Origin of the sequence: Olsenella phocaeensis (assembly GCF_048189965.1) — a bacterium.
GTDB classification, from domain to species: domain Bacteria; phylum Actinomycetota; class Coriobacteriia; order Coriobacteriales; family Atopobiaceae; genus Olsenella_I; species Olsenella_I phocaeensis.
The window spans coordinates 151,845-176,837 of record NZ_DBEZHV010000011.1 but is presented as its reverse complement, the minus strand read 5'-3'; the positions used below and the strand labels follow the sequence as shown (position 1 = coordinate 176,837).

Annotated in this window: 28 protein-coding genes and 1 tRNA gene; 21 read left to right on the top strand and 8 right to left on the bottom strand. The window is 65.9% G+C overall.

The window, feature by feature from the left end; translation table 11 throughout:
- Positions 1-193: 193 nt before the first annotated feature.
- From ACMPH2_RS05840 to ACMPH2_RS05820, 5 genes are all read left to right on the top strand, one after another.
- Positions 194-901 (top strand): response regulator transcription factor, encoded by a 708-nt coding sequence (locus ACMPH2_RS05840; protein WP_009278816.1) that lies wholly within the window; start codon positions 194-196, stop codon positions 899-901.
- The gene (locus tag ACMPH2_RS05835) at positions 898-2,163 is read left to right on the top strand and encodes a sensor histidine kinase (RefSeq protein WP_417118886.1); all 1,266 of its coding nucleotides are present in this window, start codon (positions 898-900) and stop codon (positions 2,161-2,163) included. The genes ACMPH2_RS05840 and ACMPH2_RS05835 overlap by 4 nt, the downstream gene beginning before the upstream one ends.
- A gap of 179 nt (positions 2,164-2,342) precedes the next feature.
- Positions 2,343-2,810, top strand: a complete 468-nt coding sequence (locus tag ACMPH2_RS05830) for a hypothetical protein (protein ID WP_417118885.1) — start codon at positions 2,343-2,345, stop codon at positions 2,808-2,810.
- A complete protein-coding gene (locus ACMPH2_RS05825) occupies positions 2,807-3,508 on the top strand; it encodes a transglutaminase-like domain-containing protein (protein ID WP_471752468.1) in 702 nt (233 codons plus the stop codon). The genes ACMPH2_RS05830 and ACMPH2_RS05825 overlap by 4 nt, the downstream gene beginning before the upstream one ends.
- 208 nt (positions 3,509-3,716) lie before the next feature.
- On the top strand, positions 3,717-4,529 hold the full coding sequence (locus tag ACMPH2_RS05820; protein ID WP_417118884.1) for a class I SAM-dependent methyltransferase: 813 nt from the start codon (positions 3,717-3,719) through the stop codon (positions 4,527-4,529).
- Positions 4,530-4,688: 159 nt separating this feature from the next.
- On the opposite strand, the gene ACMPH2_RS05815 is transcribed toward ACMPH2_RS05820, so the two are convergent.
- From ACMPH2_RS05815 to ACMPH2_RS05800, 4 genes are all read right to left on the bottom strand, one after another.
- Positions 4,689-5,201, bottom strand: a complete 513-nt coding sequence (locus tag ACMPH2_RS05815) for a GNAT family N-acetyltransferase (protein WP_417118883.1) — start codon at positions 5,199-5,201, stop codon at positions 4,689-4,691.
- A gap of 532 nt (positions 5,202-5,733) precedes the next feature.
- Positions 5,734-7,212, bottom strand: a complete 1,479-nt coding sequence (locus tag ACMPH2_RS05810; protein ID WP_417118882.1) for an ABC transporter ATP-binding protein — start codon at positions 7,210-7,212, stop codon at positions 5,734-5,736.
- Positions 7,209-7,913, bottom strand: coding sequence for an energy-coupling factor transporter transmembrane component T (locus ACMPH2_RS05805; RefSeq protein ID WP_417118881.1), 705 nt, complete (start codon positions 7,911-7,913; stop codon positions 7,209-7,211). Before ACMPH2_RS05805 ends, ACMPH2_RS05810 begins: the two co-directional genes overlap by 4 nt.
- Positions 7,914-8,528 carry an MptD family putative ECF transporter S component gene (locus tag ACMPH2_RS05800; RefSeq protein ID WP_009278825.1) on the bottom strand — a complete coding sequence of 205 codons (615 nt, stop codon included), beginning with the start codon at positions 8,526-8,528 and terminating at the stop codon, positions 7,914-7,916.
- A 148-nt stretch (positions 8,529-8,676) separates the two neighbouring features.
- Between ACMPH2_RS05800 and ACMPH2_RS05795 the strand changes: the two genes are divergently transcribed.
- From ACMPH2_RS05795 to ACMPH2_RS05740, 12 genes are all read left to right on the top strand, one after another.
- On the top strand, positions 8,677-9,666 hold the full coding sequence (locus ACMPH2_RS05795) for an AraC family transcriptional regulator (protein WP_417118880.1): 990 nt from the start codon (positions 8,677-8,679) through the stop codon (positions 9,664-9,666).
- 193 nt (positions 9,667-9,859) lie between these two features.
- Positions 9,860-10,282, top strand: coding sequence for a TOBE domain-containing protein (locus ACMPH2_RS05790; protein ID WP_417118879.1), 423 nt, complete (start codon positions 9,860-9,862; stop codon positions 10,280-10,282).
- 191 nt (positions 10,283-10,473) lie between these two features.
- On the top strand, positions 10,474-11,079 hold the full coding sequence (locus ACMPH2_RS05785; RefSeq protein ID WP_159430834.1) for a type IV toxin-antitoxin system AbiEi family antitoxin domain-containing protein: 606 nt from the start codon (positions 10,474-10,476) through the stop codon (positions 11,077-11,079).
- Positions 11,080-11,082: 3 nt separating this feature from the next.
- Entirely contained in the window at positions 11,083-11,316 is a 234-nt protein-coding gene (locus tag ACMPH2_RS05780; protein ID WP_072500520.1) for a nucleotidyl transferase AbiEii/AbiGii toxin family protein, read from the top strand.
- A gap of 66 nt (positions 11,317-11,382) precedes the next feature.
- Positions 11,383-12,096 carry a lantibiotic protection ABC transporter ATP-binding protein gene (locus ACMPH2_RS05775; protein WP_072500519.1) on the top strand — a complete coding sequence of 238 codons (714 nt, stop codon included), beginning with the start codon at positions 11,383-11,385 and terminating at the stop codon, positions 12,094-12,096.
- Positions 12,093-12,920 carry a lantibiotic immunity ABC transporter MutE/EpiE family permease subunit gene (locus tag ACMPH2_RS05770; RefSeq protein ID WP_417118878.1) on the top strand — a complete coding sequence of 276 codons (828 nt, stop codon included), beginning with the start codon at positions 12,093-12,095 and terminating at the stop codon, positions 12,918-12,920. The genes ACMPH2_RS05775 and ACMPH2_RS05770 overlap by 4 nt, the downstream gene beginning before the upstream one ends.
- Positions 12,917-13,756 (top strand): ABC transporter permease, encoded by an 840-nt coding sequence (locus ACMPH2_RS05765; RefSeq protein ID WP_417118877.1) that lies wholly within the window; start codon positions 12,917-12,919, stop codon positions 13,754-13,756. Before ACMPH2_RS05770 ends, ACMPH2_RS05765 begins: the two co-directional genes overlap by 4 nt.
- 12 nt (positions 13,757-13,768) lie before the next feature.
- Positions 13,769-14,182, top strand: coding sequence for a hypothetical protein (locus ACMPH2_RS05760; RefSeq protein ID WP_417118876.1), 414 nt, complete (start codon positions 13,769-13,771; stop codon positions 14,180-14,182).
- A 99-nt stretch (positions 14,183-14,281) separates the two neighbouring features.
- A complete protein-coding gene (locus ACMPH2_RS05755) occupies positions 14,282-14,944 on the top strand; it encodes a response regulator transcription factor (RefSeq protein WP_072500518.1) in 663 nt (220 codons plus the stop codon).
- Entirely contained in the window at positions 14,932-16,434 is a 1,503-nt protein-coding gene (locus ACMPH2_RS05750) for a sensor histidine kinase (protein ID WP_417118875.1), read from the top strand. Before ACMPH2_RS05755 ends, ACMPH2_RS05750 begins: the two co-directional genes overlap by 13 nt.
- A gap of 118 nt (positions 16,435-16,552) precedes the next feature.
- Positions 16,553-17,023, top strand: a complete 471-nt coding sequence (locus tag ACMPH2_RS05745; RefSeq protein WP_417118874.1) for a GNAT family N-acetyltransferase — start codon at positions 16,553-16,555, stop codon at positions 17,021-17,023.
- 193 nt (positions 17,024-17,216) lie between these two features.
- A complete protein-coding gene (locus ACMPH2_RS05740; RefSeq protein WP_417118873.1) occupies positions 17,217-18,062 on the top strand; it encodes an HAD family hydrolase in 846 nt (281 codons plus the stop codon).
- A gap of 451 nt (positions 18,063-18,513) precedes the next feature.
- Here ACMPH2_RS05740 and ACMPH2_RS05735 read toward each other — a convergent pair whose 3' ends face one another.
- Positions 18,514-19,170, bottom strand: coding sequence for a glycerol-3-phosphate acyltransferase (locus ACMPH2_RS05735; protein WP_417118872.1), 657 nt, complete (start codon positions 19,168-19,170; stop codon positions 18,514-18,516).
- Between the two features lie 157 nt (positions 19,171-19,327).
- On the opposite strand from ACMPH2_RS05735, the gene ACMPH2_RS05730 reads away from it, so the two are divergent.
- Positions 19,328-19,404: transfer RNA gene (locus ACMPH2_RS05730), tRNA-Met, on the top strand.
- A gap of 13 nt (positions 19,405-19,417) precedes the next feature.
- Here ACMPH2_RS05730 and ACMPH2_RS05725 read toward each other — a convergent pair.
- From ACMPH2_RS05725 to ACMPH2_RS05715, 3 genes are all read right to left on the bottom strand, one after another.
- Positions 19,418-19,738, bottom strand: a complete 321-nt coding sequence (locus ACMPH2_RS05725) for a tyrosine-type recombinase/integrase (protein ID WP_417118871.1) — start codon at positions 19,736-19,738, stop codon at positions 19,418-19,420.
- On the bottom strand, positions 19,735-20,673 hold the full coding sequence (locus ACMPH2_RS05720; RefSeq protein ID WP_417118870.1) for a tyrosine-type recombinase/integrase: 939 nt from the start codon (positions 20,671-20,673) through the stop codon (positions 19,735-19,737). Before ACMPH2_RS05720 ends, ACMPH2_RS05725 begins: the two co-directional genes overlap by 4 nt.
- 263 nt (positions 20,674-20,936) lie before the next feature.
- Positions 20,937-22,055: a hypothetical protein gene (locus ACMPH2_RS05715; protein ID WP_417118869.1), complete on the bottom strand. Its 1,119-nt coding sequence runs from the start codon at positions 22,053-22,055 to the stop codon at positions 20,937-20,939.
- Between the two features lie 137 nt (positions 22,056-22,192).
- Between ACMPH2_RS05715 and ACMPH2_RS05710 the strand changes: the two genes are divergently transcribed.
- The 3 genes from ACMPH2_RS05710 (at position 22,193) to ACMPH2_RS05700 (ending at position 24,830) form a co-directional block, all read left to right on the top strand.
- A complete protein-coding gene (locus tag ACMPH2_RS05710; protein WP_417118868.1) occupies positions 22,193-22,432 on the top strand; it encodes a helix-turn-helix domain-containing protein in 240 nt (79 codons plus the stop codon).
- Positions 22,433-22,639, top strand: coding sequence for a helix-turn-helix domain-containing protein (locus ACMPH2_RS05705; protein ID WP_417118867.1), 207 nt, complete (start codon positions 22,433-22,435; stop codon positions 22,637-22,639).
- A gap of 169 nt (positions 22,640-22,808) precedes the next feature.
- Complete coding sequence (locus tag ACMPH2_RS05700) at positions 22,809-24,830, top strand: AAA family ATPase (RefSeq protein ID WP_417118866.1); 2,022 nt, start codon at positions 22,809-22,811, stop codon at positions 24,828-24,830.
- Positions 24,831-24,993 lie beyond the last annotated feature (163 nt).

Below are 24,993 nucleotides of genomic sequence, written 5' to 3'. Positions count from 1 at the left end.
GCGTCTTTACGTGGGGCGGACCCTCTCGTGGGCCCGATTTCCTCCCGCGTCGCAAGACAAAGGCTAGGCGGCGCCGCTTTCGCGCCGCTGTCCCCAAGCTTTCGCGGGCCTTTCGTTTTTGGGCGGGACGGCGGGCATGGCGCGGAGGGGCCCCTCCGCTGGGATAGAATGCGAGAAAACGGGAGGTAGAGACATGCGTGACATCCATGAGGCACGGGTGCTTGTGGTGGAGGACGACCCCACCCTGCGCGAGCAGCTGCTCGCGATGCTCGCGCACGAGGGCTATCGCGACGCGCGCGGCGCGGGAACGGTCGCCGAGGCCCTGCCGACCGCCAGCACCTGGGCGCCCCAGCTGTTCCTGCTCGACGTGATGCTGCCCGACGGCAACGGCTTCGACCTGCTGCGCCGGCTCCGCGAGACGAGCGACGCGCCGGCGCTGTTCCTCTCCGCGCGCGACGAGGACGCCAGCCGCCTGCGGGGCCTGGGGCTGGGGGCCGACGACTACGTGACCAAGCCCTTCCTGCCGGCCGAGCTGCTGCTGCGCCTGGCGGCCGTCCTGCGGCGCAGCTATCGTCTGCAGGACGTGCTGCCCTCGGTCGCGCTGGGGGAGGCGGAGGTGGACCTTGCCACGGGAGAGGTGCGACGCGCCGGCGTCGTGACGGCGACCCTCACGGCCAAGGAGCACGCGCTGGCCAAGCGCCTCTTCGAGAGTCGCGGCGCCATCGTGACGACCGACGAGCTGTGCCGCAGCGTCTACGGCGACGAGTTCGGCTATGCCAACGCCCTCGCGATTCTCGTGCGCCGCCTGCGAGAGAAGGTGGAGGACGACCCCTCCCATCCGCGTTGGGTCGTCACGGTGCGTGGCCTGGGCTATCGCCTCTTGGGTGGGGGCTCGAGGTGAGGGGGCTGGCACACGCACGCGTGCGGGGCGGCCTGGGCATCGTCGCGTCCTGCGTCGTCGGTGCCGCGGCCATCCTGGCGGTCAACGTCCTGATCATGGGCCTCTCCCTCGTCGCGTCCGACTTCGCGGACGCCAAGGGCGTAGGTCCGGAGGCGGAGGAGGTGTCCCGGGCGCTCACGGGGCAGGACGGGAGCTACGCGCTCTCGGCGGACGTCACGCAGGCGCTGCGCGACCACGGCTGCTGGGCCCTGCTCATCGACGCGGGCGGCCAGGTGGCCTGGGGCCTCGACGTCCCGGCGGACGTGCCCGCCTCGTACGCGCTGGCGGACGTCGCGTCCTTCTCGCGCTGGTACCTGAGCGACTACCCCGTGTCCTGCTGGCGGTACGGAGCTGGGCTCGTGGTGGTGGGCGCGCCGAGGAACTCAGTCTGGAAGTACTCCGTGAGCTCGAGCATCAAGTCGCTCGGCGCCACCGTCCTGCTCCTGCCGGTGGTCTTCCTTGCCGACCTCGTCGTGCTCGTCGTGCTCGCGCGCCTGTTTGCCCGCCGGTCGTGGAGGCAGCGCGACAACGCCCGCAACGAGTGGGTGGCGGCGGTCTCGCACGACGTGCGGACGCCCCTCGCGGTGGTCGTCGCGGACGCGAGCGAGCTGGCGGGGAGCCAGCGGCTCGACGGGCCCGACCGGGCACGGGCCGAGCGCATCGTGGCAAAGTCCCGCGAGACGGCGGAGCTGCTCTCTGACCTCAACACGGTGAACCGCCTGCGCTACGCCATGGAGCCGGTCGACGCCCGCGAGATGCACCTTGCGGCGGTCCTGCGCCTGGTGGTGGCAGGCTTCCTGGACGGGGGAGCGGGTGGCTGCGAGCTGGAGCTTGACGTGTCCCCGGCGGCCGAGGACGCCTGCCTGCGGGGCAGCGAGGCTCTGCTGAGGCGTATGGTGACGAACCTCGTGGGCAACAGCATCCGCCACAACCCGCAGGGCTGTCACGTGAGGGTGTCGCTCGACGTGCGCGGCGGGCTGCTCGGGACGGCGCTCGGACGACGCTGCGTGCTCACCGTGAGCGACGACGGACGCGGCTTTGGCGCAGAGACGCTCTCCACGCTCAGGCACCGCCCGGGAGACGAGCTGCCCGAGCACGGGCTGGGGCTCGTCATCGTGCGGCGCATCGCCGCGGCCCATGGCGGGCGGGCGGGCTTCGCGAACGACGAGCGGGGCGGGTGCAGCTGCACCGTGGAGCTTCCGATCGTCGCACGGCGTGCATGACGGGTGCGGGTGGGAGGGACGGGGGTGCCGCCGTCGGCCCTGTGAGGCTGCGCCCGGCTGCCGCCAGACGACAATCGGGTCTCACCTGTCAAATTTGGGAATTGCATTCCCAAATTTGACAGCAGTTGTGGACGATATAGGGGAGTGACGGCTGCACAGCTTCGGGGGGAGAGGGGCCCATGCCACCAAAGAAGGCGTACGGACGAACGCTCCTGGCATGCTACCTGGGCTTCGTATCCCAGGCCATCTGCGCCAACTTCGCACCCCTCCTCTACGTGACCTTCCATAGGACGTACGGGCTCGGGCTTTCGCAGCTCGCGCTGATCTCGACTGCCTTCTTCCTCCTGCAGCTGGTGACGGACCTCCTGTGCGGCTTCTCGGTCGGCATCATGTGGCCGGGGTCCATCAGCATCTCGTCGAGGGCCATGCCCAGGGGAGGGACGGCCATGTTCGCCCTGCTCGCCCTGGCGGGAGACCTGGGCGGGTCCGTGGGGCCGTCGCTCGTCGGCAACGTGTCCCAGCACTTCGGCAACGACCTGCGGACGGGGGTGCTTGCGGGGGTCGTCTTCCCGGTCGTGCTGGTCGTCTGTGCGCTTGCCGTCAGGAAGGGGTCGTCCCCCTGCGAGCGGGGAGGTGGGCGCGCGTGACGAGTCGGTATCTGCAGGAGACGGCGATGCTGGACTACTCGAACCCGTCCATTCGGGAGCTGATAGAGGCCAGGGGCTGGAGGGAGCTCGGCGAGTTCGACCGCCTCAAGGCCATCTATGGCTTCGTGAGGGACGACGTCGCGTTTGGATACAACGTGGACGACGGCATCCCGGCGTCAAAGGTCCTTGAGGACGGATACGGCCAATGCAACACGAAGGGCACCCTCCTCATGGCCCTGCTGCGTGCCTGTGGGATTCCCTGCCGGGTCCATGGCTTTGCCATAGACAAGCAGCTGCAGAAGGGGGCGATGACCGGCTTCGTCTACAGGAGGGCGCCCCAGCACATACTGCACAGCTGGGTAGAGGTGCACTTCGAGGGCAGATGGTACGAGCTCGAGGGCTTCATCCTGGACCGGGGGTACCTGTCCGGGTTGCAGGGGCGATTCGCGGGCTGCACCGGCCCCTTCTGCGGCTACGGTGTTGCGGTGAGGGACTTCCGGCACCCGACCGTCGACTTCGACAGGAACGACACGTACATACAGAGCGAGGGCATCGTCCAGGACCTCGGGGTGTTTGACTCTCCGGACGAGCTGCTGCAGGACCATCGGCAGGAGATCTCGGGAATCAAGGCCTTCGCGTACAGGCACCTCGGGAGGCACCTGATGAATCGCAACATAAGGAAGATACGGGATTCCTGAGCTTCTCGGGCGCTACCACGGTGGCAAGCTTCTGGTAATGGCTGCCGATCAAGGGGACAAGTGGGCGGGAGGTGCGCATTCTAAATCTGGAATGTACGCCTCTCTCCTCTGAGCTGCGAGTTTGCTGCAGAGTGCGCATTCCAGATCTAGAATGTGCATGTGGTCGCAGCGCACGGCCAAGACGGTGGGGAAGAGAGGTGCCGGGAACATGGCAGACAGGCAGCTCGGCGTGGTGGAGGACACCCTCTACGTTCCCATGCTCGGCAGAATCTACGCAAGCGAGAACCACAGGTCGATTCTCTACGACAGGAAGGCGTTGGGGCTGAAGGCGCATCTTCCTCGGGAGGTCGTGGAGAACGACTCCCAGACGCAGTACACATACCTGGCTTCTGCAGTGCGCTCAGCGAACATGGACCGTTTCATCGCCAACTTCCTTGCGGACAGGCCCGACGGCGTAATCGTGCAGCTCGGTTGCGGTCTCGAGACGACCTACTATCGCGACGACGGTCATGCCCCGTGGTATGGGGTGGACCTGCCTCACGTCATCGACTACCGCAGGACGATTCTGCCCGAGACTGGTCGCGAGCACTACATAGCAGGCGGTGCGTTCGAGGAGGACTGGCTCGAGCGGGTCAGGAGGGAGCATTCCGGCGCGCCGCTCTTGGTCACGGCGAGCGGGCTGTTCTACTACTTCGAGGAGGAGCAGGTTCTGGGCCTGATTCGCATGCTTCAGGGCAAAGGCGACATTCAGCTTCTTTTCGACGCCGTGAGCAAGTCCGGCATGTTCATGATGCGAAAGAAGTACATGAAGACGGTCGGGCACGAGGATGCCCGAATGTTCTTCTACGTCGACTCGGCTCGCGAGCTGGCTTCCAAGGTGGGCGGCAACGTGACCGTCCTGGCGGAGGAGAACTTCTACTGCCACGTCAGCAAGGTGGGTCTCAGGCTCTCGACCAAGCTGAGCATGCGCGTCTCGGATCTGCTGGGTATGGTGAAGATGGTCCACCTGGGGCTTTCCTGACCCCTTTGGGCAGCGTGAGACACGGTCCTCTCGGTGGCTGACGTCCTTAAAAGTGTTGCATCAATCGTTTTTACGTTCTAGTTTTTGCGTTTTACATCAAATTTCAGGACGTAACGTTGCGAGAGGGCCGGGCGACTTCCCTTGTCGCATGCGCCCTGCCTACTCCCAGCGTCCGTCGAGGCGCTTCACGAACGAGAACATGAGGTCCCTCTCGCCGTCGGAGCGCTTTGACCCCGTCTCTGGGTCGCTGACCAGGTCGACGATGTGGAAGCCGCATTTGCGCAGGTAGAAGTTGATGTTTCGCACCTCGAAGTAGGGTGTGCATAGCTTCCAGGCGAGCGCGTCGGGATAGCGCTTCTCGATTGCCTTCCAGAGTGTGGCTCCGATTCCCCTGCCGTGCGCGTCCGCCCTGACATAGAGGAGGGCGCACTCGTGCTCATGAGTCTTCTCGTCGAGGAACAGCACCGTGCCACCAACGCGTCTTCCCTCGCAGGTGGCGACCAGGGCGACTGCGCCTGGATTTGCGAGGGACTCGTCGATGTCCTGCCTGGGCAGCACGGGGAGGGGCTCGTCGTCGCTCACCGCATCCACGGCAAGCTGGAATGCCTCCTGCATCTCTGCGGCGAACGCATCGGTGTCTTGTGGTTGCAGCGGCTCGAGCGTGACGTCCATGGTCTTCTCCCTTATGTGAGAAGCCCGGGTGCCGCACACGTCAATGCGCGACACCCGGGCTCACCCGGCATCTTCTCTGACAGGCGGCCTGCGGGTCCGCTGGACCCACGACCCCCTACGCTACGGCGTACTGTCCTCCGATGTGTTGTCTGCCGGATTATAGCAAGGCGTCGTTCGTTGCGGCAGGCGCGTGTCTCTTCTGCGAAAGCGTCCATCGCGTTCGGGTATTGCTCGAAAGCGTCCATCGCGTCCGGATTTCGTTCGAAAGCGTCCGACGCGTCTGGGGACAGAATCTGACCAGGGATTTTGTCGATGGCCAGACGCGTTTGACGTCGTCGGCGATTTTACGGACGCGTTTGGCGTTGTCAGAGCTGCAGTAGACGCGTTTGACGTCGTCGTCAAGTTTTCGGACGCGTTTGACGTCGTCGGCGCTGCGGCAGACGCGTTTGACGTTGTTGGTGCCGCGGCAGGCGCGCTGGGCGTTGTCGGCCTTGCGCCCGGGTTGCGCGTCAGCGCCACCTCGGCCGTTCCGTCACGTTCGGCCGACGTGGACGAGCCGCCCAAGCTCACCTTGCTCTGCGGGCACGGGCAGCACGACGCCTCCTTCCAGGTACAGGCAGCGCGTGCAGGCGCAGGCGATGAGCTCCAGGTCGTGTGTCGCGACCAGTATCGCACGGCCCTGCTGCGCCAGTGCCTTGAGCAGCCGGGCGACGCGGCGCATGCCGTCCAGGTCGAGCCCGCTCGTGGGTTCGTCGAAGACGAGCACGCGCTTGTCGGCTGCAACGCAGGCCGCTACGGCAAGGCGCTGCTTCTGACCTCCCGAGAGCGTGGCGGGATGCCTGTCGTCAAGTCCCCCGAGGCCCAGGTTGAACAGGAGCCGCGAGACGTCGACGTCCCTGGCCCGACGCGTGGGCAGCCCGAACGTGACCTCGCTGGCGACGCTCTCGGCGAACAGCTGGTAGTTCACGTCCTGGAACACCATGGAGGAGATGCGCGTCCGCTCCCTGCGCGTGGCCTTTGCCCCGTCGACAGCCACCACGCCTTCCGCCTTGCGCTCGAACCCACAGAGCGACCTGCAGAGGGTGGTCTTGCCCGCGCCGTTCCTGCCCACGAGGGCCACGACCTCGCCCCCATCCAGCTCGATATCGGCATCTCTCAGAACGGGGACGGAACCGCGGGAGAGCGAGAGGCCATGTGCCGCGAGCAGGGGAGGGCCCGTGCGAGGCGCATCGTCACGCGCGTCCGGCGGAATGACCATGCCGCCCGCCTCCCGCGCGCGCAGGCCCATGAGCTCGACCTCCCGCGCGTCGAGCGACAGGAACTCGGCCGCCTCCATACTGCGCTGGACCCTGCCGCCATCCAGGTAGACGTATCGGTCGGCGACGTCCGAGAGCCACGAGAGGCGATGCTCCGCCACGAGGACCGCACAGCCCCTCTCCTTGGCATGGCGCACGAGGCGTGCCATGTCGTCGATCGAGGGCAGGTCCAGGTTGCTCGTCGGCTCGTCGAGCAGAAGGTTCGTGGGGCGCAGCGCCCAGATGCTCGCAAAGGCGATCTTCTGGCGCTCTCCGCCCGAAAGCTCGAAGATGCTGCGGTCGGCAAGGGACACGATGCTCAGCTCGTCGAACGTCTCGCCCGCACGGGAGCGAATCCTGTCCTCGCGCCACCCCGCGCTCTCCAGCGCGAATGCCACCTCGCCCGTGGAGTCGACGTTGAAGAACTGGGTGCGCGGGTTCTGGAAGAGCGAGCCTGCCCTCTGGGCGATCTCCCAGGTGGCGAGCTCGTCGACGCCGGTGCCATCCAGGGCGACGCTCCCGGACTTCCTCCCGGGGAAGAATCGGGGCGCCAGTCCGTTGGCGAGCCTGAGCAGGGTCGACTTGCCGCAGCCCGACCGACCGCAGAGCACGACCACCTCGCCGTCCCGCACGGAGAGCGTCACGTCCTCGACATCCGCCCGCCCTAGGCCGGGCGGCGCTCCATACGTGAAGGAGGCATGTTCGAAGGCAATCATGATGCCAGCCTCAGCGCAAGCATGCCTGCCGTCACGGCCGCGAAGCCCGCAACCAACACGAAGTCGAGCCTCCTCATCTCAAAGTGCAGGTAGCACGTGCGTCGCGCGGGGTTCTCGATGCCTCGTGCGACCGCCGCCATGGCAAGCTCGTCGGAGGTGCGGCTTGCGCTCATGAGCAGGGGGACGTAGACGCAGTCGATGGTGCGCATCGGCGCTCGCGCGAACCCCAGGGGGCTTGGCGACACGCCTCGCATGCGCATGGCGTCACGTATGAATCCCCAGTCCTCGCGTATGGTCGGCGCATAGCGCAGGGCGACGGCAAGGGGAATCGTCACGCTGCGCGGCGCTCCCATGCGTGCCAGCGCGCCCATGAGCTCGTTCACGTGCGTCGTGGACACCGTGGCGTAGGCCATCAGGCCGCACGCGAACACCTTGCGCAGGAGGAGAAGGAACGAGGCGAACAGGGTGCGCAGCGCCACGTTGCCCAGAAGCGGCGTGAGCTGCGCACCGACGAGCAGGGCCGCATACAGGGCCAGCGCAAGCACGCTGGTCCCGCCTTTGCCAAGGGCCGCCCCAAAGGAGGCTGCGAGCGCCATGAGCAGGAGCTCGCAGGCCATGTTCGGGGCGAGGGCCACGGAGGCGGCCATGCATGCCAGCGCCACGAGCTTCGTGCGCGGGTCGAGGTGACGCGCTTCCCCCATCTAGGCCGTCATCCCGGCCTTCGCGAACTGGCGGCGCAGGAGGCGCATGCCCACCAGGCCGCTGACGACCGCGCACGCAACGGTCGCGACCAGCATCGCCGGCAGCATCCAGGACGTGGCTGTCGAGAACATCGTGTCCATGTATGCCTGCTCGGCCCCCTTGCCCACGAGGTACGAGGCGTATCCGCTCGGGTCGACCCAGAGCATGAGGTAGGACCCCATGGGCGAGAGGGAATACACGACGAAGGCCACGAGGTTGAGCGCCTTGTTCCTGAAGCCCCCGACGCCCGCGACGACGTCGGCGACGACCCCCAGGACGACGCAGGCCACCGACCAGCCCCAGTACATCCCCGTCGCAAACACGACGAGCCCCTCGACGACCCCCAGGACGACCAGCGGGCCGTGCTTGGGAACCTTTGCGACGAGCAGCAGGTACACGGGGCCCGTGAGAAGCGCGGATGCGGCCGGCATCCAGAACGTGAGCACGGGGTTGGAGGCGAAGAACATGCCCCCCACCATCATGAACACGAGGTAGAGCGCCGAGAAGATGCCCGTAGTGACAAGGTCGCGCGCGGCGAGGCCGCCGCCTCCCGCCATCAGATTCTCCTGCTCCATCACGTATGTCCTTTCATATCATGTTATATGACACTAACTTTCTCTTGCGAGTGTATGCAAGGGCGGGAGAAGCGGCAGCATGTTCGAGGGTTTCCCGTCCAATCCTCGCTCGTTTGCGTCCCATCGGCATAGGAGGAAAGGACGACCGGTGAAGGTTACGTTGCAGGAGCGGGCGCTGATTGCCGCGGGGTTTTCCAGGGAGCCTTCGCCGGAGGGCTTCGGCCCGCTCTGGCGCTCGTATCGGGTGCGGAACGAGCGCTGCCAGGGCTGGTTCCACTCCCTTTCCCCGGAGGACGAGCCATGGAGCGTCAGCATCCACGACTTCGTCATAAGGGACGACTTCGTGATGAACTTCGATTCGCCCAGGTACCTCACCGTGACCTGGTTCAGGTCGATCGCGGGCGAGGAGTTCAGCCCCTATCGCAAGCTCAGGCCCAACAGCATATGGGGTCAGAGCATAGGGGGAGGCCCGTGGAGGGGAGTCGCCCATGGGGGCATCCCCGTGCAGAGCGTCTCGATCGAGGTGACCCCGGAGTTCTCGGCGCGCTTCCTGGACCTGGAGTACGAGGGGAAGTTCCGCAACGTCGAGAAGGCCTTCGTCTCGCTGGGTCGCAACGACGAGTTCCCCGAGATGAAGGCCCTGCTCTCGGGGCTCTGGCCCCGGCCGGGCGACGAGGGCCGCAGCAAGCTCTTCTACGGGGGCAAGGTGCTCGAGGCGATGAGCCTCATCGTCGAGAGGACGAGGCGGGAGGCACCCGGAAGCCGCAGGGCGGCCAGTCCCGCCGACTGCGAGCGCATACACGACGTGGTGTGCTACATCGACGACCATTGCGCGGCGGACCTGCGCGTCCCCGACCTCGCGGCCATGGCATGCATGAGCCCGACCAAGTTCAAGTCGACCTTCAAGCTCGTCACCGGCATGACGGTCATCGGCTACGTCCAGAGCCGACGCATGAGCCAGGCGGAGCAGCTGATGCGTCGGGACGACCTCACCATAGGGCAGATAGCGCATGCCGTCGGCTACGCGTGCGCGGGGCGCTTCTCGGCGGTATTCAAGCGCGAGGTGGGGATGCTCCCGAGCGAGTTCAGGAAGTCGGTCGTCGCCCGGCGCTGCCAGGGCGGCGAGCCCAATCGCTGAGCCCCCGGCACCTGCCGGAGGTGGAGGACGGGTGGAGGGAGGCTCCGCAGACGGGTGCCCTTCGATGTCGAGGCGATACGCTGGTGTCACGTCACGGGGCTGCCGGCGCTCGTCCGCCGGTCCGGCATTCGGGGCAGTGGCGGGCACCTTGCCGCCAAGTGGCATTCGGTTTTTCGAGAGAGAGCGAGGCATCATGAGGATCAGCGCGCGCAACCAGATCAAGGGTACCGTCAAGGCAGTGCGGGAGGGCGCCGTCAACGCCGTCGTGACCATCTCGTTCGGCGACCAGAGCCTGATCAAGTCCGACATCACCATGGAGGCCGTGAAGGAGCTCGGACTCGTCGAGGGCAAGGAGTGCCAGGCCGTCATCAAGGCCACGAACGTCATGTTCGCGACCGAGAAGCTCCCGCAGCTTTCGGCCCGCAACCAGATCGAGGGCACGATCGTCAAGGCCCAGCTCGGCGCTGTGAACGCCTCCGTGGCGCTCGAGGACGCCGACGGCAACCGACTCACCGGGTCGATCACCAACGAGGCCGTCAAGCAGCTCGGTCTCACCGAGGGCATGAAGGCGGTCGCCATCATCAAGGCGACCGACGTCCTCGTGGCAGTCGACTAGGGCGCGGTTCGCGTAAGACGCGCCTGGGACGGACGTCCTCGGGCAGGGTTCGGACAGCCTCCCCCTCCTGGATGCAGGAGGGGGAGGCTTTGCTTAAGCGTAGGAGGGTGCAGGAGACAGGCAAGGGCCTAAAAGTTGCTGCAATTGTAACTTTTTAATGTTACAATTGCAGCATGAAAGTGCTGGATGCCTTGAACATAATCAACGACATCAGCTCCTCGCAGAAGGGGCTGTTTACCTCTGCGCAGGCGACATCGCTCGGAATTGACAGGATGGCGCTTTCGCGCCTTGCCTCGCATGGTCAGATTGAACCTGTTGCGTGGGGTGTGTTCAGGGCCGCGGCTGCTCCCTCGATTCGCGAGGAGGACGTGTATGCCGCGTGGCTCGCGACGAATCCGGCGACCCCCGCACATCTCAGGCCTTTCGACGAGAGCGGCTGTGTAGCCTCTCTTGGGACTGCTGCATGGCTCCATGGCTTGGGCGAGTTGAAGCCCGAGCCTATTACGTTTTCCTGTCCGAAGAGGAAGCAGTCGAGAAATCCCTCCCTGAGGTTCCTCAGGCGACAGCTTCCCAAGGAAGATGTATGCATGGTGGCTGGGATGCCTACGACCACTCCCAGGCGTACGATTCTCGACCTGCTCGACCACGGAGAGGACTTGAGCTTGGTCACCTCTGTCCTGCGCGACGCCGAACTTGCCGATTTCGCTATGAACCTTGGAGACGAGGTCAACTCTCGCGCAGCAAAATGCGGATTCGGCAAAGGCTTTGATCTCTACGCGTATCTGAAGAGGGGATGACGGATGGATTTCGTCTACAGCACGCCAGCTGCCTTCGATCGTGCGATCAAGAAGGCAGTGAGGGAGTCGGGCACGAATCCGGGAGAAGGCTATCGCCAGGCCTTACGCGACAGGTTCCTCTGTCGCGTGTTCGCTGACGCCAACGAGACATTCGTTCTCAAGGGTGGAAGCGGGCTTCTTGCGCGCATTCCCGACGCCCGCGCAACGAGGGATTTGGACTTCGCGACGAGCCTTTAGCGTTCCTTTAGGGATCGCCCCCAGACTGGTTCTCGAAGACGAGAAGCCAGAACGGAAGGAGACCCCATGGCAACATGCGTCCTGGAGACGCGCGGGCTGGTCAAACGCTTCGGGCGTGGAGCGAACGCCCAGACGGCGGTCGACCACGTCTCGCTGCACGTCGAGGAGGGGAGGGTGTACGGGCTCCTTGGTCCCAACGGGGCGGGGAAGTCGACCACCCTCAAGATGATCACGGGCATGCTGCGCCCGACGGAGGGCGAGATGCTCTTCGAGGGTCGCCCCTGGCGTCGCGACGACCTGTACCGCATAGGCTCGCTCGTGGAGCAGCCGTCCCTCTACCCCAACCTCACCGCCCGCGAGAACCTGCGCGTGCGCACCACGCTCCTTGGCCTGCCGGAGGGGCGCATCGGCGAGGTCCTGAATACGGTTGACCTCACCGACACGGGCTCCAAGCGTGCGGGCCGCTTCTCGCTGGGCATGCGGCAGCGCCTGGGAATCGCCCTCGCCCTGCTCGCGAGCCCCCGCCTGCTGATCCTGGACGAGCCCACCAACGGCCTCGACCCCCTGGGCATAGAGGACCTGCGCGGGCTGGTCAGGAGCTTCCCGAAGCGTGGCATCACGGTGCTGCTCTCCAGCCACATCCTGGGCGAGGTCCAGCACATGGCCGATTCCGTGGGCATCATCGTGGGCGGCAGGCTCGCCTACGAGGACGCGCTGCGCGAGGGAGAAGACCTGGAGAGGCTCTTCATGGACGTGTGCCGGAAGGAGGGGTCCAGATGACCGCCACGTCGCGCCATGCGGCGCGGAGGGGCGAGAGTACCAAGGGGACCGGGGCTGTGGGCGCCACGCTCGTCTCGGCGCTGCGCGCGGAGGCGCTGAAGTCGAGGCACGCCGCGCCCCTGCGGCTGGCGGTCGCCCTCGCCCTGCCCTTCCCGCTGCTTGCTGCCCTGGCGGTCCTGATCGTGCCGGGGGCGAGCATCTCCTACACGCCCTGGAACTACTGGTACGTGCTGCTGATGCCGGTCATGCTCTCGCTCGTCGCCGCCACGGTGGCCAATGCGGACGCGCGCATGGGAAACCGCGCCCTGCTCTCCAGCGGCGTGCCGCTTGGGAGGGCGTGGTGCGCCAAGGTCGTCTGGTGCCTGGGCCTCTCGCTGCTTGCCAACCTGGTGGTCCTCGCCGTGTACGCGGCCCTCGCGATCGCGGCTCCCGAGGGGGCGGCGGGCATGGGGGCGATGCTGGCGGCGACGCTCTCCCTCGTGGTCGCGAGCTCGTGGATGGTTCCGGCGACGCTCCTGCTCGCGATGCGTGTGGGGATGCTCGCGGGCATCTTCGTCCCCCTGGCGATTCAGCTGGTCCTGAGCTTCGGCTGGTCGGCCGTGCCGTTCTGGCCCGCCTGCCCGCCCACGGCCACCATCGTGCTGCCCACGGCGTTCCTCCCCGTGCTGCCCAGCGGCGAGCCGGCGTCGGCCGGCATGGCGACGGTGGAGGCGGTCTCCCAGGCAGGCGATATCGCGCTCGCGCTCGCCGTGGCCTGCGCGCTCACCGCCGCCCTGACGGCGGCGGGGGCGGCATGGGTCTCTCGCTCGGAGGAGCTCAGATGAGGGCGCGCAAGGGCGGGTCGCAGGCTTCCGACAGGGGCTCCGTGCCCAGGACGACCCTTCCGCGCACCCTGCATGCGGAGGCGCTGCGGCTGCGCCGGTCGCCCCTCGTGCCCCTCCACCTCGCCTGTGCGCTTGCGGCGGGTCTCGCCTGCGGTGCGTACTTCGCCTATGCGCCCTGGGACCCGGCCATGGGGTCGGACGCCTTCGTGCAGCTGCTGGGGGCCCTGATGCCTCTCATGGCGGGCATCGTCTGCGGCCTGGACGCGGACGGCGAGGGGGAGGCCACGGGACTCTCGGCCCTGCTGTCCGTCCCGTCGCGTCGGGTCGCCCTGTCTGCGCGCCTCTGCGTCCTGTGGCTGATGGGGACGGCCGCCCTCGCCCTCTCGCTGGGCACCTTCGCCACCGTGCTGCACGTGGCGGGCAGGAGTCCGTTCGGGGCGGGCGTGTGGGTGCTTGCGCTTGCGGGCCTGTCCCTGGGCAGCATCCTGCTCTACCTGCTCCTCTACGCGGTTGCGCTGCGCTGGGGCCGCAACGTGGCCATCGCCGTGGGCGCGGCGGGGCTCATGCTCGCGTTCTTCTCGGTGGGCGGGCTCGCGCACGGCCTCATGACCGGGGAGCTCACCGCCGTCGGGACGAGCGCGCTCGGCCTGGTTCCCGCTTGCTGGGCCGCGCGCCTGGGCTCCCTCGGCGTGGAGCTTTTTGTCTCTGGCGGGGCGGGTGCCGTCGCGGCTGCGCTGACCTGGCTCGCGGGTGCGTGCGTCGTGACGACCGCCCTGCTCGCGGTGGCCGTGCAGTGGTGGGTCGCGCGCTTCGAGCCCGCGCGTCGCGGGGAGTAGGGGGTGTTCGGCATGGTCGTAAGAACGTGGGGACGGGTCGTCGTGACCCTTGCGCTCGCAGCGGGAGCCATGCTCGCATGCGCCGCGATTCAGGGATGCTCTGGTGCCGGAACGGTGGCCAAGAGCACGGCCGACAGGCTGTTGCCCGTGCCGTCCCGCATGGTGTGGGCGCGCTGTCCGGCTCCGGGGGCCCACGTGGACTCATATCCGGACGCGTCCGGATCGGGCGTGAACTACGTCTACGACGTGGAGGCGGCCGCAGAGGATGGCACGCGTCTCATGGTGACCATCATCCTCTTCGGGCGCGAGGCGTCCGGACAGGGGTGGCTCAGGATCGAGGCGAAGGGGAGCTCGGGCGTGCGCTATGACGGCGTCGACGAGTCCGAGGTCCCGCAGACCGCGCACGACGTCCTCGGTGTGGGGTGACGCGGGCCTGGGGGATGGCGTGCGGGCGCCCTCCTTGCCTATCATGGCGGTGACGGAACTGCGGTCCCCGGGGCCGGAGGGAGAGGACGGTGGGGTCCCATGGCGCGGATCCTGGCGATAGACGACGAGCGGGCGATCACGGACCTGCTCGCCCGTGCCCTCGCGCGCGACGGGCATGTGGTCGACGTCGAGAACGATCCAACATCCGTGCCCGGGCGTGACCTCTCGCGCTACGACCTCGTCCTCTGCGACGTGATGATGCCCGGGATGGACGGCTTCGAGCTGGTCGGGCGCATCCGCGAGCTCGTGGACGCCCCCATAGTCTTCCTCACCGCCAGGGTGGCCGAGGAGGACGCCGTGCGCGGGCTCGCCCTGGGCGCAGACGACTACCTGCGCAAGCCGTTCGGGGTGGCCGAGCTGCGCGCCAAGGTGGCCGCCCACCTGAGGCGAGAGGGACGTACCCACACCCACGTCCTTGCCCTCGGCGACGTCCGCTTCGACCTCGGCGGCCGGGCGCTCTCCGTCGCTGGCAGGCCCGTGGCGCTCACGCCCACGGAGTATGCCATCTGCGAGTTCCTCGTGCGGCACGACGGGCAGGTGCTCTCGCGCGACCAGATTCGTGACGGGGCGTTTGGGTGGGCGTCGGACGCGGGGGACGACGCCGTGTCGATGCACGTGAGCAACGCGCGCGCCAAGCTCCATGCCGCGGGCGTGGACCCCATCGAGACGGTGCGGGGGATGGGGTACCGATGGTCCTCGTAGGCCCGATGCGGCGCACGCGGATCCCCCTCGCCCTGGTGATCTCGCGCTACTTCCTCTATGTGCTCGTGGCGGCGCTTCTCGCCCTGGGAATCCCACTGGGCGTCTTCGGCGGGCAGATGCAGTCCGGGACCGTTCTGGTGGCCAACTATGGCGAGACGTACCTGGACGAGGTCGCGTCCGTCCTTGCCAGCCAGTCCTCCTTCGACCCCTCCGGCATCCCGTCGGCATACCGCTATGCGCGCTTCGGTGCGGACGGCGGACTGCTCGAGTCCGACATGGGCGGCCGCCGGCTCGACGTGGCCCGGGTCTTGGCCGCCGGGCGGGAAGGCGGGGACTCCCGACCCACGACGTCCGGCTCGTCCTTCTATGCTGCCGTCGACCTGCCGGACGGGGGCCGTTGCGTGCTCTGCTACGACATCGTCCCCCAGTGGGCCGACAAGGGTCTGCGAGACGCGTTGCCCAATCCTCAGGACCTGATGATGTGGTCCATCCTGCTCCCGTTGGTCGCGGCCGTCACCCTCATCGCCCTGCGTGCCGGCCGCGTGCTGACGCGCAAGATGGCTCCCCTGGTGCAGGCGGCGGAAGCCGTCGGGAGGCAGGACCTCGAAGCACCCGTGGGGAAGAGCGACGTTGCCGAGGTGGACGACGTCCTGCGCGCCATGGAGGAGATGCGCCTCTCGCTGAAGGGCTCGCTCGAGGCGCAGAGGGCGGCGGAGCGGCGGGCACGAGAGCAGGTCGCGGCGCTCGCCCACGACCTCAAGACGCCGCTCACGGTCGCGCTCGGCAACGCCGAGCTGCTGGCCGAGGACGTCGGGGAGGGGAGGCTCGGCGACGAGCAGGCCACCTGCGTTCGTGCCATACGCGACGCGACGCTTTCCATGGACGCCTTCGTGGGGAGGATCGTCGAGGCGTCCCGCGGGCATGCAGAGGTGCTGGACCTCGCGCCCGTGGACCCGGCCGCCCTGGCAGACGGTCTGGAGGGCGAGGTGGGGAGGCTCGTCTCCGCCCATGGCCTCAAGTTCGAGACGTCGCGGGAGCCGTCCTTCCGGGGCCTGTGCGACGCGGTCGCGAGGGGAGAGCTGCCGAAGCCGCGATGGGACGGGGACGCCCTCGCGCGCGCTGTGCTCAACCTGGCTGGCAACACCTGCGAGCACGCGAGGGGCGGCCGCGTGACGCTTGTGCTCTCCGGCGACTCGCGAGGCATCTCCATCGCCGTCGAGGATGACGGGGAAGGCTTCTCGCCCGACGTCCTGGCGCACGGGGCCGAGCGCTTCTGGCGCGAGGACAAGTCGCGCACCTCCGGTGCGGGCTCCCACTTCGGGCTCGGGCTCTCGATCGCGTCAGACGTCGCCTCCGCGCACGGAGGCAGGCTCGAGCTCTCCAACCGCCAGGATGGCGGGGGAGCCATCCTGGGGGCGCGTGCCGCCATCGTGCTTCCGCTCGCCCAGGCCGGAGGGGTCGCCCCCATGGCTTCGGTGAACGTCGGGTAACCTGTATGGCCTCGGTGAACGTCGGGTAACCTGACCGTCCGCCCTGCCTCGTCCCGCCGTGCCGCCGAGTAGAATCAGGCGGCCACGGCAAATGACGTCTGCGAGGGGAGCCAAGCGAATGCATGTGAGAAGGGCGCAGGAGCGAGACGTAGACGACATTCTCCGCCTCCTGGTCGAGGTGAACATGGTCCACCATGCGATTCGCCCGGACCTGTTCAAGGGACCTGCCACCAAGTACGACGCCCGGGAGCTCTTGGCGAAGCTGGATGACGACAAGGAGCCGATCTTCGTCTGCGTGGACGAGGACGACGCGCTCCTCGGATACATCTTCTGCCAGGTCGAGGTCACGGAGGAGTCCGAGCTCCGCCATGGCATCCGCACGCTGTACATCGACGACCTGTGCGTCGACGAGCGCGTGCGCGGGATGCATGTGGGGAGGTCGCTCTACGAGCATGTGCTCGACTACGCCAGGAGGAACCGGTTCCACAACGTCACGCTCCACGTGTGGGGAGGGAACGACGCCGCGCTGCGCTTCTATCGCAAGATGGGCATGACGGACCAGTTCATCTGCCTGGAGCAGGTCCTGTAGCAGGTCCTACAGCAAGCGACGCCAAGGAAGAGGCGCGGTCCCGGCAGCCGGCCCAGGGGTGGCCCCTCCGCGCTGCGAGGACTGCGAGTCGTGCGTGCTAGACTGGGCTGCATGGCTCGAGGGGGTACCCCGGTGGGCCATCTGCTCTTTTGGCATGCGGCAGCCTTTGGTGCGCCGCCCGACGGGAGTCACAATGATCAAGCTCGCCCTCACGGACATGGATAACACGCTGGTTCCCTTTGGCCAGGACCTCGTCTCTGACTCAGTCTTCGAGGCGGTGTCCCTCGTGCGCGAGGCTGGCCTGCGCTTTGGCCCCGCGACCGGTCGCGACGAGCAGGAGCTCAGGCGCTTCTTTGGTGGCGACGAGTCCTGCTTCGAGACGGGGATCCTCTCCAACGGCAAGAAGGTCAAGCTCGACGGCGAGCTCGTCGCGGTGCACTATATGGACAAGGTGGCGCTCCAGCGACTCGCGGACGCCTTCTTTGCCGTGCCAGGCGTCTTCCTCTGCGCGTACCCCGCCAAGACCGACTACACCAACCCGGTATACGTGCTTGGCGCCCGAACGGCAGAGATGGCCGCCTACGAGAGCCGCCTGCGCTTCAACGGCATACCCTGCGAGCAGCTGCCCGACATCGACTTCATTGCCGGTGCGATGGCCTGCAGCGGTTCGAAGGAGAACATGGACAACGTGCGACGCATCGCTGCGTGCCTGGCTCCGGAGTTCGACATTGTGGCACCCATCGCCAACTGGTTCGACGTGCTTCCCAAGGGCGTGAGCAAGGCGTCCGGCCTGGACGAGCTCATCGCCGCCATGGGCATCTCGGACGAGGAGGTTGCCTTCTTCGGCGACGGAGAGAACGACATCAAGATGATGGGGCGCGTGCCGAACTCCGTCGCGGTGGCAAACGCGATGCCCGCGGCCGCCGAGGCGGCGCGCTGGCACATCGGTGCCTGCCTGGACGACGGCGTGCCCGTGGCGCTGCGCGAGCTCGCACGCGTGGCTGGGACGGACGAGCCGGCGGATTTCATGCGCGCATAGAGCATGGTTGCGGCTGCGAGAACGTCGTATGCGTTTCTCTCCACTGCGGCTAGGGCATCTGACGCGTGTGGCCCTGCTACGAGCGCGTCCAACGCGTGCGAACCTGCGTGCTTGTGTCGCGAGAACGTCCAATGCGCGTGCCTGCGTCACGAGAACGTCCAATGCGTGCGAATTTGTTGCGAGAACGTCCAACGCGTTTTTCTGAAATCGCTGAACTGGGCAAACGCTATGCCATCAGACGTGTTGGACGTAGTGGAGAGAAATTCACGCATGTTGGACGTGGTGACGGGAGTCTCGGACGCATTGGACGTTGCAGGGCGACATTCAGACGCATCGAACGTTGCAGGGCGGCATTCGGACGCGCTGGACGTCTTGGCGAGACAATCGAACGCGTTGAGCGTGCTCGATAGCAGCTGACGCTTATCAACAGGCGCGTCAGACGCGTTCGGTGCTACCCGTTCAGGTCCAGTCTCTCCCTCAGCTTGGTCGAGATGCTCGCCCGGCGGGCGGTTCCGTTGCGTGCCGCCTGGATGGCGCTCCAGTGCGCGACGAACATGAGCGCGCAGAGTACGAGCGCGAAGGCCACGAGTGGGGGAGAGGTGACGCCCACTACCGCCAGAAAGATAGACCCCACCAGGTAGGCGAGGGTGATTGCCACCGCTCCGTAGCAGAGGTACCCGGAGATGATGACCACGGCGAGCCCGAAGAGGCAGCTCGTGATGCCGATGGCCGGCGTGGCAAGGATGATTGCGGAACAGGTGGTGGTCACGCCCTTGCCGCCGCGGAACCGATGCCAGACGGGGAAGTTGTGGCCGAGGGTGGTCGCAAGGGCAGCGGCGTTGCCAGCGAGTTCGGTGCTGCCGGGGAAGAGCGTGCGGCAGAGGACCCAGGCAGCGACCACCTTGAGGATGTCTCCGGCAAGGACGACAAGGGCCGCGCCTTTGCCCAGTTCATGACCTATGTTTGCCATTCCTGGGTTACCCACGCCGGTCTGGAAGGCGCTCTTACGGGTGAGGGCGCGGGCCACGACATCGGCCGTGAGGAAGTTGCCGAAGGCATAGCCTACGAGCAGGGATGCAAGGGCAGCGGCGAGGGGTGTGGTGTCCATGTAAGACCTCTCTTGTGAGCAAATCCGCGTGAAATTGCATAGAGCGGACGAATCGTGGCGCAATTGTGAAGGGATATGTTGGAAGTCACGATGGAGCTTGACCGTCTGCCTTCGGGTCCCTATATTATCTCTTTGCGCACAGGTTGCGCCCAAACATTGCGGGGTGGAGCAGTCTGGTAGCTCGCCGGGCTCATAACCCGGAGGTCGTAGGTTCAAATCCTGCCCCCGCGACCAAAAAAGATGCAGGTCAGCTTGCCATTACGGCGAGCTGGCCTGTTTTCTTTTGCTGGGGCCTTGGCTCGCGCCGTGACTTTGCCGTGACTTTGGATTGAGATTGGGTTTTGGCGGCTGCAGGCTGTTTTGCCTGGTCGTCGCCGATGCTTGGTGCAGAGAACAGGTTGCCAAGCATTTGCGCGGCCGCCTGGTCGTTCTGCGGGATTGCGTGGGCGTACCAGCCCAGCGTGATGGACGGGCTGGCGTGGCCCAGGCGGGTCTGGACGGTCTTGACGTCCACGCCGTTCGAGAGGAGCTGCGTGGCCTGCGTGTGCCGAAGCTCGTGGAACTTCAAGCCCTCGAAGCCATGCGCCTTGCGCCACTCACGCCACCAGTGGTCGAAGTTGTCGATGCGGTACCACGTGCCCACATCCGAGCAGCACACGGGCCGACCTGCTTCACGCTGATCTTGGCAAGCTCCTCCGCCTGGCTTTGCTTCCATGCGGCCAGATGGGCGGCGGTGGTGTCATCGATGGCGACGGTGCGGATGCCCGCCTGGGTCTTGGGCGACTTGACCACGCACTTATAGGTGATGGACTGGCATACGCGGATGGTCTGCTGGTCGAGGTCGACGTTCTCCCATGTGAGCGCGAACACCTCTCCCCGGCGCATGCCGGTGGCAAGGCCGATGCGCACGGCCATGACGCAGCCGATGTGGTGCAGGCCGCGCAGGGCCGCTCGGTCGCGGGCGATGCCGTGGTCCTCGCGGTATCGGCGGCGCTCTTCCTTCTCGTCCATGGCGGCGTAGGCTTCTTCCTCGGCTTCGTTAACCTCGCGCATGAGGCGTGCGCCCTCGTCTGCCGAGAGCGACTGGCGCTTGGGGTCGTTGCGGCGCGGGGTATCCACGTGGGCGCAGGGGTTCTTGTAGATGAAGTCGTAGTCGATGGCCTTCTGGAACACGTTCTTCAAGAGCGTGTGGATGTGGTTCATAGACGTGCCGGATAGATTGCGTTCCTCGCGGATGGCGGCGTAGGTGCGCTCCACCATCTGCGCGTTGATATCCTTGAGCGGCACGTTGCCCAGGTGCTTCTCCACGTGTCCCAGCCACCGGCGGCCGTCAAGCAGGGTGCGCTCGGACGCCTTGCCGGCGGTGCGGCGTGCGCCGTCCCACAGCTCGATCATCTTGGAGAGGGTCATTTCCTCGACCTGCTGCTGCTCCTTCTGTGCCTGCACTACCGAGTCAAGGGTCTCGCCCTTGTCATCAAGCTCCTCGATGAGCTGGTCGCGCACCTCGTAGGCATGGGTCTTGGTGCCCTCAACGATGCGCGTGACACGCTTGCGCTTCTTCTTAGTGGTGCCGTCGGGCTCCTCCTCCTCGAAGGTGAAGGACAGGCAGACGCGTCAGTGCTTGGGGTTGTAGCTCTTGCCGTTCTTGCGCTTTTCCTCGCTTACGCTTCCTCCAGTGAATCTCATGGGTTCCCTCCTTTCTGCTTGCTCGCTGGCTTTTGCTTTCGATGACGTATGTCCAAACGCCCTGATGGGCGGGTTTGGCCTTAGAAGTAGATGGTTCCGCCTGGAGCCGTGTATGAGCCGTACTTCTTTACGAGGGCGTCGATGCGGGCCCTCTCTTCTGCCGCGCGTGCCTTCTGCTCCGCTCGACGCTTCGAGATCACTGTTGGTTCCGGGTCGGGCCTCCCCGTTATGCCCTCGGCTCTATCACGCGTCGCCATGACTCTGCAAGACTCGCTGCAATACTGCTTGGTATTGCGCTGCTGTTCGAAGAACTTGTTGCAACGCCTGCAGATTCCCAACGCGCCGGAACCGTCCTCCTGGCTCACGCCTTTTGCGAAGCGAGTCCACGCAGCGGCAAGCAGCGTGTTGCAGGACATGTACGGCCTGAGATCGCGGTCAAGCTTGCGCGTGTCATCCGACATGAGGAGATCGAACACCGACGTTATGTAGTAGGTTAGGTCGCGCTCTATCGTCTTTGGCTCATACAGATGCATCTGTTGGATCTGGGCGTTAGCGTTGATGCTGTTCCAGTAGTTGCCTGGTGCCTCTTCAAGCTGGCTGTAATAATACGCGAGGTCTTTTTCGTAGGCGTCGCCGAGCTTCTTGAACTTTGCCGTCCTGTCACCTGCCGGAAGGCCATGAGCAGACGCGAAGTCGGTCTTGCCCACCAACCACGAAAGGAGCAGGGCGTGCCTGCGAAGGTCGTCAAGCGCCTCAACCATAATCGATAGCGGCGTGCAGTTGAAGGTCCAATGCCTCTCCCCATCTGACGTTTCCAGCGGCTCCCCACTTTCCTCGGTGACGTTTTCAACGCTCCAGGCATCAATCGCGTCACGAACCTTAGCGACAGTGGTCTTCGTTGGGGTCTCGTCGCCGAATAGGGCGCAAATGCCCTGGACGTCCTCATAGGTAACTGGCTGGGGGTCAACGACAAAATGGCCGGAGACGAAAGGGGTCTCGGTGTCATCGAGTCGGATTTGCTCGTAGGCAAGCATGAGTTCGGTCAAGGTTGTCGCATTGACCAAGGCAACGTAGGGGTCTTCCTCAAGGCCCTTCTCGTTCTTCAACCGCTTTCTCTGAGCTTCGATGTCATAGAGGATGCAGATGCCCTGCTCGTCCTTCTTAGCGAGAGCTATGCCTGTGAACTGCTTCTCTTCCATCTTTTCTCGCCTTCCAAAATTTATCGGTAAAACTACTTTACTCGAAACTTGTACAAAGATAGCATGGTGCTCGCACAAAGGCAAGCACAAATTAGCGGCAACCATATTTTACCGCGAATCGGATGGAAGGAGGGCAAATGAGGCAGATGGTTCCGGTGAGGTCCGGGATGGTGCGCGAGTCGCTGAACATGCGGCGTGCCGAGCTCGCCCGCGAGGTCGAGATGCAACCCGGCGTCATCACGTGGATCGAGACGGGGCGCTTCATCCCCTACGACAACCAGATCGAGAAGATAGCGAAGGTCTACCGCAGCCGGGGGTGGAGGGGCGAGACGTCCTCCCTGCTCGATGAGATCCCCGATGCCGTGGAGGTGGGCTAGATGAGCGGTGAGGGCAGCGCTCGCAAACTTGCCAACTTCGGCGACCTGCTGACCGTCGACGAGATGGCGGCGGTACTCGACTCCTCCAAGCGCACCGTGTACCGGCTTTGCGACAAGGACGAGCTGCCCTACGTGAAGGTTGGCAGGCGGCTGTATTTCCCCAAGCACGAGGTGGCGGACAAGCTACGGCTGGTGGAGGTGGTGTAGTCATGCTGGCAGACAAGGGGACGCCCACCGTGCTGGTCTTTTGGCGAGGACAGCGCACGGCGGACGCCACTGGTGAGGCCACTTGTGGCCTGCGTTCAAAGCATACCACCACCACCTCCTCGGTTCCGATGGTATGCGACCGTCACAAGCCCGAGGGCGGCGGTGCCTAGTGGGCGCGTTCGCTACGGACAAGGAGCGGGCGGACTCGGCGCTTCTCTTCATGGCACCCCCGCCCGACTACGAGACTTGGAAGAACATCGGCATCAGCTACAAGGCCGCAGGCGGCGACCTCGAGACGTTCCTTGCCTGGTCGGGGTCTGACCCCAGCAACTACGACGAGGCCCAAGCTCGGCGGCTCTTCGAGCACGTGGAGCAGGAGGGCAGGATCACGGCGGGTACGCTCTTCTGGCATGCCCAGCAGGCTGGCTGGCAGGGCGGCGGCGTGGAGGGTGGTTGGGTGCCGACGAAGGCCGACAAGACCCCGAGGCCGCTTGACCTCGCTCCGGTGGAGCAGATGGCCGCACAGCTCCGGGTGCTCTTCGAGCCAGGCGAGCAGGTGAACATATCAGTTGGTGCCCGTTGGGACGAGAAGCGGCACAAGTGGGAGCCGGCCGACGGCGGCAGGTGCTACGAGCGCGACCAGCTCATCGGCCTTTTGGAGTCGCCTGGCTGCGGCGGGGTGCTTGACGGATACGAGCCGGAAGCCGGAGTGTGGCTCTGCCAGAACCCCACCGACGGCACGGGGCGCGGCAAGGCCAGGACCACGGCTTACCGGCACGCGCTCATCGAGAGCGACGAGCCGCCCATCGCAGACCAGATCCGCATCATGCGGACGCTGGATCTGCCCATCGCCACGATGACCATGAGCGGCGGCAAGTCCGTCCATGCCCTGGTGCGCGTCGATGCCGACGGTCCAAACCACTACGAGGACCGGGTCCAGGCCCTTCACGAGCTCTGTAACGAGGCGGGTCTCAAGGAGGACCCCGCCAACAAGGATTGCAGCCGCCTCACCCGGATCGCGGGGATACGGCGCGGCACGCAACGGCAGACCCTGCTCTACACCAGCATCGGTGCCAAGGACTTCCGCACGTGGTATGAAGGGCACCGGCACAAGCCCGAAGAAGGGGCCGACGCCGATGCGGGACCGGCAGTGAAGATCGTGCCCGCCATCACCGTGCGCGAGGACCTGCCCGACCTGCCGCCGGAGGCCATTTCGGGTATCGTCAGGCGCGGCGGCAAGCTGCTCATCGCCGGGGCTTCCAAGTCGGGCAAGTCCTATCTGCTCATAGAGCTGGCGGTGGCCGTAGCGTGCGGAGCCCGCTGGTGCGGCTTCGACTGCGCCAAGGGGCGCGTGCTCTACGTGAACCTCGAGATCCAGGAGCCGCAGTTCATGCACCGGATCTACCGCGTTTACGACAAGATGGGCGTGACCGCAGAGGATGTCGCCGCCAACTTCGACGTGGCCAACCTGCGCGGCAAGGTGAGCGGCATCGAGGAGCTGGTGGATGCGCTTCTCGCCAAGGTGGCACGGGGCACCTATGACCTGGTGATCATCGACCCGGCATACAAGGTGCAGCCGGGCTCCGAAAACGACGCCGACGCCATAACGGCCTTCTGTGCCCAGCTCGACCGCCTGGCCGAGGGCCTGGGATGCACCATCGCCTACACGCATCATCATTCCAAGGGCGCCCAAGGCAGCAAGAACGCCGAGGACCGTGCCTCCGGTTCTGGCGTGTTCGCCCGCGATGCCGACGCGCTCATCGACATGACCGAGCTGGAGTGGGACGAGAACGTGCAGGAGTCCAAGGAGCTGCTGCGCTGGTACGACGCCATCCCCTTCCGGCTTGAGTTCGTGCTGCGCGACTTCAAGGCACCCCGGCCCAAGGACGTGTGGTTCCGCTACCCCATCCACGAGGAGGACATCAGCGGGATGCTGGCCGACAGCAAGCCCCGAAAGCCGGGCGGCGCGAAGGCGTGGCACAAGGAGCAAGGCAAGAAGGCGCTCAGCGCCATCGAGTCTTCGCTGGACGAGTTCATGGGCGAGCGTGACGAGGTGGATCGCAAGTCGTTTGTGGAGCACGTGGGCAAGGACACCCGGACGGTGAACAAATACGTGGAGCAGAGCCCGCTCTTCGAACTTGAGACCGGGCCATCGAGTGCCACAATCCGGCGCGTGAGGGACAGGGGGTGACACGGTATGCAAACTCTGCAAAATGCAGACCTTGCGGGGAGGCAGCACGCTTATAGGGGCCTTGCATGCTGTGTACCCCTGCATGGCGCATACAACGAGCGGGCCAAAAACGTGCCGGGGCACACGTTTTCGCCCGCCCATCGTCGTTGCCGGGCGCATGTGG